The sequence below is a fragment of the Synechococcus sp. R6-5 genome, from assembly GCF_047461775.1.
GTDB lineage: Bacteria > Cyanobacteriota > Cyanobacteriia > Thermostichales > Thermostichaceae > Thermostichus.
The window spans coordinates 1-12509 of the sequence record NZ_JANSHV010000040.1 but is presented as its reverse complement, the minus strand read 5'-3'; the positions used below and the strand labels follow the sequence as shown (position 1 = coordinate 12509).

Here is a 12509-nt window from a genome sequence, read left to right as displayed (position 1 = left end):
GCGCCGCCGGCTGGACAACTTTCACGCTACATCTACTCCAATTGCTGCAATTCTAACCCCTACTCCACCACTCGCCCTCGCTTGGGGATTTGGGATACAGTACTGGTAGGGATCCTGAGGAGCTTTGCCTAAACCTATGACAACTCGCCTGGCTCCGCCTCTTACCCTTGAAGACTTCCTCAAGTTGCCTTACATAGAAGATTCTCCGGCGTGGGAGTATGTGGATGGAGTTGCCATTCAAAAACCGATACCCAAAGCCCGCCACTCCATTTTGCAAAAACACCTTGTGGCCGAGGTTGATGGCAGCACCACCGACTATACTGCCCTACCCGAACTGCGTTGCACTTTTTCCGGTCGTTCCATTGTTCCCGATATTGCCGTAATTGCGTGGGATCGAACTCGCCTAAGTGAAACAGGCGAGCCAGAGGATGACTTCACCGCAGCACCCGACTGGATTATCGAAATTCTTTCGCCGGGTCAAAGGGTAAGCCGTGTAATCGATAATATCCTGCATTGTCTAAAGCACGGCAGCAAATTAGGGTGGATGGTGGATTTAGACGATTACTCTGTTTTGATATTTGCCCCTCAACAAGAGCCGGAAATTTGCCGAGCAGATCGTCAGCTCAAGGTGATCGATGGGATCCAGTTAGCATTGACTCCACAACAAATCTTTGTTCTCCAATACACTACCCCCGCCGCATGGCCGTAACCCCCGTGGGATCCAGCACCTTGCCCCGTTCCACCTCGGCATAGACCAGGTAGCGATCCCCGCAGTCCATCCAAGTTTTCACACGGCACTCCAGGTAAGCTAGGGCGTCCAACAAAATGGGGCAGCCATTCTCAGCAGTGGCCGTGGCCAAGCTGGCAAACCGATCTTCTCCAGGGCGCTGGGGCCGCTGAAAGTGCCGTTGCAAATTGCTACCTTTGCCTTCCCGCAAGATGTTGAGCACAAAGGGGGCCTGGGGATAGGTCAGCAGTTCGGCTTCTTGTTCCTTGTTCACCGACAGGGTTAGCCCTGGTGGATTGAAGCTAGCCTGGGCCACCGACCAGGTGAGAAAGCCACGGCGGGTCTCTCCTTGCAGAGCGGTAACTACGCACAGGGATCCCACCACCCGGCTCAGGGCTTGCCCAACCCGATCCGCCTGAGTTTCGCTGCTGGTTTGGCGAGGGGCGCGGGCTCGTTTGGCTTTGCGCAGGGCCTGAGCAAACTGGGATCCCGCCTCTTGACAGGCTTCCAGGATTTCAGGGGTGGGCTTAAACTTGGCGCGGATCGTCTCAAACCCCAAGGAAAAGCCGGCATTGAGCAACTTACTCTCGATGAGATCCACCGCTTCTCCGCTCCAGCCGTAGGAGCCAAAAACCCCGGCCAATCGGGTGGTGGGAACCGAAGAAAGGATGATGCCGAGGGCGGTTTGAATTTGCACCGGGGGATGGCCAGCCAAGGTCGGGGATCCGACAACAAACCCTTGGCAGCGCTCCAGAGCCTGGGCAATCTCTTCCGGAGTGGCCCATTCGCAGTTGATCCGCTCCACCTTAACGCCGGCCCGCTCCAGCCCTTGGGCTATAGCCATGGCCATCAAGCCTGTATTTCCGTAAGCGGAAGTGTATAGGAGAGCTACCCGCTGCTCGCCGGGATCCTCTTCGCACCAAGTGTGGTAGTCCAGCCGCAAGCGCCGCAGGCTGTGGCGCACCAAGGGGCCGTGGGCAGGGGCATAGATTTGGGCGGGAAATTCTTCCAACTTGGCCAGGGCTGCCTTCACCTGGGACAATTGGTTGCGGTGCAAGCAGTCGAAGTAGTAGCGACGGTCTTCGCTGAGCTGCCGCCAATGCTCGTCAAAAACTTGCTCATCGCACACGTGGGCGCCGAACAGCTTATCGGTGTAGAGGATCCCGGTGGCCGGATCGTAGGTACAGAGGGCATCGGGGTGGCGGGGTGTGGGCACGGTGCGAAAGTGCAACTCATGCCCTTCTCCCAAATCCAGGCGATCCCCATCCCGGATGACCCGCAAACGGAAGGACTGGTGGCCATTGTAGAAAATGCCCAGATCGGCGGCTTCCTCTTCGTCGCGACTGCGGGGCAAGGGATCCATCTCTTCAAAGGCGGCCCGTAGCGTAATGGATCCCGGCTTGGAGCAGAGCACCATCGCGTAGGGAGCCAGAGGCAATAGGGCTTTGAGAGTGGCAATGCGGTTAAAGTTGACGTGGCTGAGCAAAATAAAGTCCAACCGCTGTAGGTACTGGTGTTGGGCCAGCTCTTCTAAAAAGATGCTGGTGAACGATTCCCCCGGAGGATCGATGAGAAGGGTTTGGCGGGCCTGGATGAGGTAGCTATTGGCAGTGGTGCCCCGTTGCCGAGCGTATTCCAGCTCAAACTTCAGGCGATCCCAGGTGCGGGAGCGGAGAACCAACGTGGACGGGCCGATAAGGGCAACTTGGACATCGCGGGCGGGGATCTTGCTCTCCATAGCAGCCTCCGATGCGGTATCTGTCCTCACCTTGCCACGAAACTGGAGGAATGGGGATCCCTTTTCAGAGTTTGGGAGCCCACGGCCCGGCTTGCCCAAAAGTTAAGTCTGAGGCCCCGTCCTCACAACTGCGCAAGAAGCAAGCGATTGAGGTGGGGAGTGTGTCAAGTTTTTTCAAAGTCGGCCGGGCAAAAAGGAAGAGGCTAAGATCGGCTTGTAGCGTGTTCAGGCTGCCTATGTCTGCCCGATCCAAGTCCAAAGTGGAGGCCCCTACCAAGGGGATGGATCCCCGCCAGTTTACTGAAGCTGATGTGGCGGCAATTGCAGAGCGGTTGGAGCGCAATGAGTATCCGACCGTCTTTGGCTGCTTGGAAGACTGGCATGCCCTTCGAGCCATCGCCTTTTACGCCCCCGACTTGGTGGCCCCTTATGCACATCTGTTGGAGTGGGAAGTGGATGAAGATTAGGGCTGTCCTTGCAGTTCTTAAAGGGATCCCAGTGCTCAGGGCAACGAGGGGGGAGGATTTCCGTCAGAGCCTTGCCGGCGAATCAGATAGCGCACTTCTTCAAGGAGAACGTTGAACCTCTGATCCGTTTCCGCCTGCCGTTGGTTGATGGCCTGAATGGCGCGTTCGTGCTCTCGTTGTAGGGCGGTGAGGGTAACCAGAGCTTGAGTCACTTCCTCTGCCCACTCGGCAAGGTGAGCTAAGTCAGAGCGGGTCTCGCTGACAACTTGCTGTAGCTCTCGCAAGCTTTGAGCTTGGGCAGCAGCTTGTTCGGCAAATTCGGCGCGGCTTTCTTGGATGGACTGGCGCAGCTCCTGGACGGATTGGCAGAGCTCCCGGATTTCTCGGCTGTTGGCAGCAGTCTGTTCAGCCGTCCAAGCCAGCAGTTGCTCCACTCGGTCTAAGCGGTCTTGGCTCTGACTATTCACCCTGATGCCTCGCCTTGTGAGTCTCTTGACAAACTGCAACCGATCATAAACGAAGTTGAGCTCTGCCAAACAGGATAGGGGGAATGGTCATTCCCAGAGCCGCCGGATTGGAGAGCGATGCAGCAACTGGTGGGCTTCGGCCAGCAACTCCGGGATAGGCAGATGTTCTGGGCAGCGGGGTAAGCAGTCACCGCATTCGGTACAGCGGTCGGCAAGTGACCCCGGAAACCAATGCCCAGCTTGGCCGAACATGTTGTAGCGGTACCGAGCAAACTCCGTCATTTCGTGGGCAATGGCCAAGTTGCGCAAACGCAGCACTTCGGGAATGTGGATCCCTTCTGGGCAGGGCAGGCAGGCGTAGCACTGGGCGCAGCGGCTGGATCCCAAGCGTTCCTGCTCGGCTTGGCGCAACCGCTCCTGAATCTGAGGGCCATCCACCCACCACCGGTCGGGATCCTGTAAAGCCGACAAGACCACCTGTAGCTCCTCAGGATGAGTGATGCCCAGGCTGAGGGTGTGAACACGGGGATCCGCCAGCAAAAAACGATAGGCAAACTCCAAGGGGCTGAAAGGTGCACAGCACTCCTGCAGGTGTTGGGGCGGGCGATAGAGCATTCCCCCTTTATCGGCAGGAGAAATGATGAACACGCCCATATCTTGCTGGGCAGCCGCTTCTAGGGCCGGTGCATTGCGCTGTTGGAAAAAGTGATAGTGCAAATTAACAAAGTCAAAGCATCCTGTCTGGATGGCCTGCAAAATTAACTCCAGGGATCCATGGGTGGAAAACCCAATGTGGCGCACCCAGCCTTCCTGCTGGAGCTGCTGGAGAATCGGCAGCCCTTTCTGCAGCACCCACTCCAGGTGTTCCGGCAAGTTGATGCCATGAAAGGCAAATTGATCCAAGTAATCCACCCGCAGACGGCGCAGGGATCCCTGAAGCCGCTCTCGCAACCCATCTGTGGGAGTGAGTTTGCTGGTCAGAATCAACTGATGGCGTGAAAAGGGCAGGGTTTGCAAAATCTCGCCCAAGAGCACCTCGGCATGGCCATAAGCCTGAGCCGTTTCGATGTGGTTGATCCCTGCGGCTAGGGCTGCCTCAACGGTTGCCTGAGCTTGATCCCTGGGCACATTGACCAAGCGCATGCTGCCCAGAGAAAAAACCGAGACCAGCTGTTGGGTGCGCCCAAAGCGACGGTAGAGCATTGCGGCTGAGGTGATGCCAGCAACTCCCATCAAATCACCCCCCAGAGGCGGGAGACAGCTTCAGATGGCCGGGCACAGGCATGGTTTCCCTCAGGAGGGGTTTTTGCCCAGCAGTTCTGCCGCCAGCAGGATCGCCTGCTTGAGGCTCTCGCATCGGGCCACCCCTTGGCCGGCAATGTCGAAGGCGGTGCCATGATCGGGAGAGGTGCGAACAAACGGCAGCCCAATTGTCAGGTTAACCGCCCGGTCAAAAGCCAGCATCTTCACCGGGATCAAACCTTGATCATGATAGAGAGCCAAGTAGGCATCTGCCACAGTTGGGGATCCCTGGCCATGCCAGGCTTGCGCGGGAGCCAGCCACATGGTGTCGGGGGGAAGCGGCCCCCAGATTTGGGCGTGGGCATAGGTGCGCAGCAGCTCGGTCAGCCATTCTTTTTCCTCCGATCCCAGTTGCCCCTGTTCGCCGGCATGGGGATTCAGGCCGGCTACTGCAATCACAGGATCCCGGATCCCAAAGGTGTGGCGCAGGGATCCCACCAGCACATTCAGCTTTGTCCGCACCCGCTCTGGAGTCAGCACGGTGGGCACCTGGCCGAGGGGAATATGGGTGGTGGCCAGCAAAACCCGCATCTGCCAACCGCTGTGGGGGGAACGGGCAACAAACAGCATCCCGTAGTGCTCAGACCGACTCAGCTGGGCCAAAACTTCTGTTTGACCAGGGAACCGATGGCCGGCTCGATGCCAGAGATACTTGGCGATGGGCGCTGTCACGATCCCCTGAAACTCGCCCCGCAGCGTCTGTTCGACTGCCGTTTTCAGGTAAACAAAACTGACCCCACCACTGTCAGCATCCCCTTGACCAATACAGCCAGGCTGTAACCGAAAGCCTGTGTCGCATTCCAGCATCGGGATCCCTGCCGGATGGGCCAATGGAGCCGGCGACCGATCTCTCAGCAGGCGATAGGTGGCTTCTAGAACCTGCCGATCCCCTACAACCGTGATGTGGGCGCAAGACCGCACCTCAGGATCCGCCAGCGCCTTGAGCACAATTTCCGGCCCAATTCCCGCGGGATCCCCCAAGGTCAGCGCCAGTTTGGGCCGTGGAATGCTCATGGTGTCTTTTCTTGAGAAGACGGACGATCCCCATGTTCCAGGGGAAAGAGAGTGCTGAGGAAAGCTGTGGGGAAGGTCGCCATCCCTTTGAGCAAGAATTCTGAGCTCAGCCTATCAAGTCAGCTGCAAGGGGATCCATGCCGGCAAAATGGTTTAATGAGGGTTTAGCGATATTGAACCTCTATGGCCGAGACATTCCTTTACAACGCCTTGCGTGCTGCCCTCGACGAAGAAATGGCCCGGGATCCCAACGTATTTGTTTTGGGAGAAGATGTCGGCCATTACGGCGGCTCCTACAAAGTCACCAAAGACCTGTATCGCAAGTACGGGGAGATGCGCCTGCTGGATACCCCCATTTGCGAGAACAGCTTCACCGGCCTGGCCATCGGGGCAGCCATGACCGGCTTGCGCCCGGTGGTGGAAGGGATGAACATGGGCTTTCTGCTGCTGGCCTTCAACCAAATTGCCAACAATGCCGGTATGCTGCGCTACACTTCCGGGGGCAATTTCAAGATCCCGATGGTCATCCGCGGGCCGGGCGGGGTGGGTCGTCAGTTGGGAGCAGAACACTCGCAGCGGCTAGAGGCCTACTTCCAAGCGGTGCCCGGGCTTAAGATCGTGGCCTGTTCAACTCCCTATAATGCCAAGGGCTTGCTCAAGTCCGCCATCCGCGACGACAACCCCGTTCTCTTTTTCGAGCATGTGCTCCTGTACAACTTGAAAGAAGATCTGCCAGAAGAGGAATACCTTTTGCCTCTGGACAAAGCCGAAATCGTCCGATCCGGCTCCGATGTTACCCTGCTCACCTACTCCCGCATGCGCTACCACGTGCTCAAGGCCGTGGACACTTTGGTGCAGCAGGAGATCGACCCTGAGGTGATCGATTTAATCTCGCTGAAACCTTTAGATATGGGAACCATTGCCGCTTCGGTGCGCAAAACCCATCGGGTGATCATTGTTGAGGAAGACATGAAATCGGGTGGCATTGGGGCGGAACTGACAGCTCGCATCATGGAAGAACTGTTCGATGAGCTGGATGCGCCGGTGATGCGTTTGGCTTCGCAGGACATTCCCACCCCCTACAACGGCACGCTGGAGGCGGCCACCATCGTGCAACCTGCAGATATTGTGGCGGCGGTGGAGCGGCTCCTCTACGCGGATTAGAACCCCCAAAAATCCCTACAAAACAGCGCCGAAATCTATCTCCCAGCAACTTGCAAAATCCTCAGGGCAACCTTGCTAAGATTTCCATGGCAGGGATCCGCGAATATGCAAGGCGTACTGCTGATCCTCTACATGTTGGTTGTCAGTGGCCTGATTGCCGTTGTTGGGGATCGGGTGGGCTACCGCATTGGCAAAAAGCGCCTTACCTGGTTTAACCTGCGCCCCCGCCATACCGCCATTCTGGTGGCCGTGGTGACCGGCGTGAGCATCTCCGCCCTGACTTTGGGCACACTGCTGCTCCTCAACCGCTCTCTGTCGGAGGCCCTGTTCAGCTACACCAACCAAATTGCCCAGGCGGAGCAAGAGCTGCGGGCCCTCAACCGCCAAAAAGCCCTCTTGGAAGCGGAAAATGCCGCTCTCAGGGTTGAGCGAGACCACCTCAAGGTGGATCTAGATCAATTTCGCACCCAGCAGTCGGCAGCCCAAACCCGCCTGAGCGAAGTGCGCGATCAGCTGGCAGTGGCGCTGCAGGAGCGGCAGGAGGCGGAGGCCAAGCTGGCGGCAGCCAACGAGCAACTGGCCAAGGTGCAGCCCAGTTTGGATCGAGCCCATGCCGAGTTGGAGGCAGTGAAGGCAGAGGTGGAGTCGGCCCGCCAGGTGATCGCCACCCTGGAGTCGCAAAAACAAGCCCTGCAACTGGATCGGGATCAGCTGGAGCGCTCCCTGGATGTGGTGCAGGCGGCCTTAACCCAACTGGAGAACCAGAAAAACCAGCTTGAGCAGGAGATCGAGCAGCTCAACCAATTGGCGGTGCGGCTGCGGCGGGGGGAACTGGCCATCTTGGCGGGGGAAGTTTTGGCAACAGGAGTTGTGGAGGCTCCAAGAGGGGCAAAACCAGAGGCGATCCGGCGGCAGTTTGAGCACCTTTTGGCCCAGGCGGAACAGCGGGCCCTTGCCCTTGGATCCCAGCCCATGCCCCCTCTGGAAAACGCGATCTTGATCCGCCGCGAGGATGCCGATCAAGCCTTGGAGAAGTTGCAAGAGCCCGGTAGCTGGGCGGTGCGCATTCTCTCTGTTACCAACCGGCTCAAGGGGGAGCCTGTGCCTGTGCTCGTGCAGATTTACCCCAACCAGCGGATTTTCGCCAAGGGATCCGTGCTGGCCCACGGGGTGATTCAACCGGGTTTGAGCGAAAATCAGATCCAACAGCAACTGCTGGGGCTGCTGAACCAGGCCAATCAGCGCTCGCAGGAGGAGGGGCTCCTCTCGGATCCCATCACCGGCACCGTTGGGGAGTTCTCCCAGGTCAAGTTTCTGGAGGTTGTGCAGCATCTCCGCCAGAGCACCACCCCTCTGGATGTGAAGCTAGTTGCCGACACCGACATCTACACAGCGGGGCCATTGCGGGTGAGTTTTCTGATGGCAGAAGCTTCCGGTCAACCCGGCTCTTCTGGGGCTCAGCAGGCGGGGCGTCCTGAGGGATGACGGATCCACTCCACCCGGCAAGACTGAAGGGCCAACGAGTGCTGATCGGTTTCGACCCAGGGCGCGACAAATGCGGCATTGCTGTGGTGCAGGTGTTTACGCAAACGGAGCTGAAGGTTTTACACCGGGAGGTGGTCCCTTCCGCGGCAGCGCTGTCTAGACTACAAACGCTCCGGCAACAGTTTCAGGCGGAGCAAGTGATCCTGGGCAATCAGACGACGGCCCAAGCCTGGAAGTCTCAACTGGAATCCATTCTCCCCCCGCAGCAGATTGTCCTGGTGGATGAGCGGCACAGCTCCCAAGAGGCCCGTCAGCGCTACTGGGATTTTCACCCACCGCAGGGATGGGAGCGGCTGTTGCCCAAGGGGATGCGGGTGCCCGCCAAGGCTTACGATGATCTGGTGGCTCTCATTCTGGTGGAGCGGTACTGTCGTGGGCGAGATACGGCTGAGCCGACGTGAGCTTCTACAGGGGATCCTGCTGGGGCTAATGGCGGCAGGATGTGGGGGGCCGGATGCGCACCTGCCTCTTGTCGTGGCGCTCAAGCAAGGGATCCCCGCCAGTTTGCTCAACGAGTTTCGCCGCCGCACCCAGGCCCGCTTTCGGCTGCAACTGTTGGATAGTCGGGATCAGTTGTTGGCCTATCTGCAGCAAAGCGTCCAGCCGGCTGATGCAGCCTGGTGGGATCCGGGGGGATGGTTCCGGCGGCGGCTGCCGGTGGCGGCTTTGAGTTTGTTGGGGGCCGACGCTTTGGATCGGGCCATAGCTGCCGGTTGGCTGGCTCCTCTGCCGGCAAGCCTGTTGGGAGAACGATGGCAGAATCTGGATCCCCGTTGGCAAGCTGCGGCACGCCGGGGAGGGCAGATTTGGGGTGTGCCCTGGCGCTGGGGGGTAACGGCCATTGCCTACCGCCGGGATCGGGTGAGGGAGCCCATCCGGGACTGGGCGGATCTGTGGCGGCCTGAGCTGGCCGGCAAACTGACTCTGCCGGATCACCCGCGGGAGGTGATTGGGCTAACCCTAAAGAAAATGGGCCGCTCCTACAACGATCCCCTCAACCCTGAGGATGTGGAATTACGGCAAGAGCTGGGATCCCTGCATCGCCAGGTTTTAACTTACACCTCTTCCGACTACCTGCCCATCTTGCGCTTGGCCGATAGCTGGGTGGCCGTGGGCTGGTCGCAGGATCTCTACGCCACCCAAGCCAACTACCCTGAGCTGGCAGTGGTGATCCCGGCCTCCGGATCCGCCATCTGGTGGGATGTCTGGGTGCGACCCCACGTCGAAGACAATGCCCACACAGAATCAACCCAGACAGATTCCGGATCCCTGTTGGCCGACTGGCTTGATTTTGTCTTGAATCCTGAATTTGCCCCCCGCTTGGTCAATCTGAGCGGGATCCCTTCGGTTTTGCCGCTGGATTTGGCTCAACTTGCCCCCCGCCTGCAACGCAGAGCCGACTTGCAAATCTCCACTTGGCAACGCTCGGAGATCTGGCGCCCCCTGAGCTCAGCCGAAGCTGAGTCCTATCTCAACCTCTGGGATCAAATGCGGCGGGGCCTTTTGTAGAAACACAGCGAGCGCGAGCCCTCCACTCTGCAACACTTCGTCAAGGTCCGCAATGCTTCTGAGGAGCTGTGGTAGGATGCCTGCTGTCTGATGAGCCAGTCGCACTTGCATCGAGGAGAGCACCTTGAGTCTGAGAGTTGCTGTTGTGGGGGGCGGCCCAGCCGGAGCCTCTGCTGCCGAAGTTCTGGCCCAAGCTGGAATCGAGACCTTTTTGTTTGAGCGGAAGCTGGACAACGCCAAGCCCTGCGGGGGCGCCATTCCCCTCTGTATGGTCTCCGAGTTCGACCTCCCCGAGGGGATCATCGACCGCAAAGTGCGCAAGATGAAGATGATCTCCCCTTCCAACTATGAGGTGGATATCGCCCTCGAAAAAGAAAACGAGTACATCGGCATGTGCCGCCGCGAGATCTTGGATGCCTTCTTGCGCAATCGTGCCCACCAAAAAGGGGCGGAGCTGATCAACGGCAAGGTAATGCATCTGGAAATCCCCCAGAATGGCCGGGATCCCTACATCCTGCACTACAACGATTTCTCTGACGGATCGAGGCAAGGGGTGCCGCGTTCTTTGGCGGTGGATGTGGTGATCGGGGCGGATGGGTTCCACTCCAAGGTGGCAGAAGCCATTGGTGCTGGCGACTACAACTATGCGCTGGCCTTTCAGGAGCGCATCCGGCTCCCGGACGACAAAATGGCCTACTACGCAGAGCGGGCAGAAATGTATGTGGGGGACGATGTTTCTCCAGACTTTTATGCCTGGGTGTTTCCCAAGTCCAACCATGTAGCCGTGGGCACCGGCACCATGAGGGCAAACCAAGCCCACATCCAAAAGTTGCAAGCTGGGATCCGCGCCCGTGCTGCCGAGCGGATTCGAGGAGGCCAGGTGATCAAGGTGGAAGCCCATCCGATCCCAGAGCATCCCCGCCCGCGCCGCGTGGTGGGCCGTGCTGCTTTGGTGGGAGATGCGGCGGGATACGTAACCAAATCCAGCGGCGAAGGGATCTATTTTGCCGCCAAGTCAGGCCGCATGTGCGCCGAGACCATCGTCGAGACCTCCAACGGCGGCAAGCGCATTCCCACAGAGGAGGATCTAAAACTGTATCTCAAGCGCTGGGATCGCCAGTACGGCCTGACCTACAAGGTCTTGGACATCCTGCAGCGGGTGTTCTACCGTTCCAATGCCACTCGCGAAGCCTTTGTGGAGATGTGCGCCGACCGGGACGTGCAGAGGATGACCTTTGACAGCTACCTCTACAAGACGGTAGTGCCCATGAGCCCTTGGGTGCAGTTCAAGATCACGGTCAAAACCCTGGGCAGCCTGATTCGCGGCAACGCTTTAGCCCCCTGAGACAACCCTACTGCCACTGGAAGGTCACCGTGACGCGATCCCAATTGGCCTCGGTTTTCAGCACACTGGCGGAGGCCCTTTGTCCGGGGGGCACGTCGCTGGGCTCAAATGCTGCCACTCGCGTATCGACAACTTCTTCTCCCCGATAGAAGGTGAAACGAGCACGGGCGTTGAGAACCGTGCGGGTGCTGCGGTTGATCGCTTCCACGCTTAGGCGGCTACCGGCCCCCACTCGTTCTTCCCGAATGGATCCCACGATTACAAAATCTCCTGGGCTGGCAGCAGACTCGGCTGGGGTGGCGGTCGGAACTGGGGTGCCAGGCTGTGGGGCCGTCTCGCTTTGCTTGGGATCCGACTGCCTCAGCAGCTCCAAAACACGGGCCAACTCCTGCTGAAAGAAAACAAAGGCTTCCCGCGATTGGTTGGCCACCTGGGCCAAAATCAGTCGATCCGACTCCTCTACCGGAATTTCCAGGAGGGGAGCTGGCCCTTTTAGGGTGACTCGGATGCTGGCGACTTCTTGGTTGATGAACTTATCCAGGTAGGGAAAGATGTTGAGAATGCAATCTTGGAAGGATCCCATCGGCATGATGCGATTGTTGGTCAGCACCAAGTCGGCCCGCTCACAGCTAGTCCGATCCTCCATATCAATTTCCAAGGGCACCCGAAAGGAGCCGAGGCTGGTGTTGGTGATGGTGACCCCAATGCCGTACACCTCCTGCCGCCAGCCATGAACGATCTCCAGGCTGGGGCTGGTGACTTCCTCGGTGAAATACTCTCCGGCCCAGGTCGGGGATCCCCACAGAGGCAGGGCCAATAGCAGCACAGGGAAATGGCAGGTCAGTCTCCCCTTCACCTCAACCTTCCTTAACTCAACTCGCGGACTTTGGGGCAGAGCAGCGGTGTTTCTTGCTCCCCCGGGATGGCAATAGCCTAACCCAGGGCTGGCGCAAACCAGGGGGAGTCTTTGAATAATCTTTCCAACAATAACGGCTTTGAACTTCATCCGCTCTGCCCAAAGGGATAGCCCAGTACCCGTCTTCATCGAGCTGGGGGTTGCCTTTGCGGTGGATCCCAAGGGCCATTTTGTCGGGGCAGCGCCACCGGCTTTGCCGTTTTCCGCTGGGATCCCGTCTGCGATAGGATCAGAAAGTCCAGCTTACTAGCGCAGGAGCCCCGCCCTCTGTCCGTAGGACGAGGGTTGGGAGGAATGCGGAAGTTACGATAGAAC

General features: G+C 58.6%; 13 protein-coding genes. 7 read left to right on the top strand and 6 right to left on the bottom strand.

Features of this window, described 5'->3' with window-relative positions:
* The first annotated feature begins 136 nt into the window (after positions 1-136).
* On the top strand, positions 137-709 hold the full coding sequence (locus tag NW818_RS02140; protein ID WP_414423720.1) for a Uma2 family endonuclease: 573 nt from the start codon (positions 137-139) through the stop codon (positions 707-709).
* Here NW818_RS02140 and NW818_RS02135 read toward each other — a convergent pair.
* Positions 687-2465, bottom strand: coding sequence for a flavin reductase (locus NW818_RS02135; RefSeq protein ID WP_414423719.1), 1779 nt, complete (start codon positions 2463-2465; stop codon positions 687-689). The two genes, NW818_RS02140 and NW818_RS02135, sit on opposite strands and share 23 nt — an antisense overlap.
* Positions 2466-2701: 236 nt before the next feature.
* Here NW818_RS02135 and NW818_RS02130 point away from each other — a divergent pair, with 236 nt between their 5' ends.
* Positions 2702-2932 (top strand): DUF2555 domain-containing protein, encoded by a 231-nt coding sequence (locus tag NW818_RS02130; protein ID WP_414331604.1) that lies wholly within the window; start codon positions 2702-2704, stop codon positions 2930-2932.
* Positions 2933-2967: 35 nt separating this feature from the next.
* Here NW818_RS02130 and NW818_RS02125 read toward each other — a convergent pair whose 3' ends face one another.
* From NW818_RS02125 to pdxA, 3 genes are all read right to left on the bottom strand, one after another.
* Positions 2968-3399: a hypothetical protein gene (locus NW818_RS02125; RefSeq protein WP_414388627.1), complete on the bottom strand. Its 432-nt coding sequence runs from the start codon at positions 3397-3399 to the stop codon at positions 2968-2970.
* An 87-nt stretch (positions 3400-3486) separates the two neighbouring features.
* Entirely contained in the window at positions 3487-4602 is a 1116-nt protein-coding gene (locus NW818_RS02120) for an aldo/keto reductase (RefSeq protein WP_414423721.1), read from the bottom strand.
* A gap of 90 nt (positions 4603-4692) precedes the next feature.
* Positions 4693-5715: a 4-hydroxythreonine-4-phosphate dehydrogenase PdxA gene (pdxA, locus tag NW818_RS02115; protein WP_414423718.1), complete on the bottom strand. Its 1023-nt coding sequence runs from the start codon at positions 5713-5715 to the stop codon at positions 4693-4695.
* 183 nt (positions 5716-5898) lie between these two features.
* Between pdxA and NW818_RS02110 the strand changes: the two genes are divergently transcribed.
* The 5 genes from NW818_RS02110 (at position 5899) to chlP (ending at position 11278) form a co-directional block, all read left to right on the top strand.
* Positions 5899-6879 (top strand): alpha-ketoacid dehydrogenase subunit beta, encoded by a 981-nt coding sequence (locus NW818_RS02110; RefSeq protein WP_414331610.1) that lies wholly within the window; start codon positions 5899-5901, stop codon positions 6877-6879.
* 105 nt (positions 6880-6984) lie between these two features.
* On the top strand, positions 6985-8364 hold the full coding sequence (locus NW818_RS02105; protein ID WP_414406884.1) for a DUF3084 domain-containing protein: 1380 nt from the start codon (positions 6985-6987) through the stop codon (positions 8362-8364).
* Positions 8361-8825: a Holliday junction resolvase RuvX gene (gene ruvX, locus NW818_RS02100; RefSeq protein ID WP_414331042.1), complete on the top strand. Its 465-nt coding sequence runs from the start codon at positions 8361-8363 to the stop codon at positions 8823-8825. Before NW818_RS02105 ends, ruvX begins: the two co-directional genes overlap by 4 nt.
* A complete protein-coding gene (locus NW818_RS02095; RefSeq protein WP_414423717.1) occupies positions 8797-9933 on the top strand; it encodes an extracellular solute-binding protein in 1137 nt (378 codons plus the stop codon). Before ruvX ends, NW818_RS02095 begins: the two co-directional genes overlap by 29 nt.
* Positions 9934-10057: 124 nt before the next feature.
* Positions 10058-11278 (top strand): geranylgeranyl reductase, encoded by a 1221-nt coding sequence (gene chlP, locus NW818_RS02090; RefSeq protein ID WP_011433360.1) that lies wholly within the window; start codon positions 10058-10060, stop codon positions 11276-11278.
* A gap of 7 nt (positions 11279-11285) precedes the next feature.
* Here chlP and NW818_RS02085 read toward each other — a convergent pair whose 3' ends face one another.
* Both NW818_RS02085 and NW818_RS02080 read right to left on the bottom strand, forming a co-directional pair.
* Positions 11286-12134 carry a hypothetical protein gene (locus NW818_RS02085; protein WP_414331048.1) on the bottom strand — a complete coding sequence of 283 codons (849 nt, stop codon included), beginning with the start codon at positions 12132-12134 and terminating at the stop codon, positions 11286-11288.
* Positions 12135-12319: 185 nt separating this feature from the next.
* Positions 12320-12509 (bottom strand): hypothetical protein (locus NW818_RS02080; protein WP_414423716.1); only part of this gene is annotated, 190 nt, incomplete at its 5' end.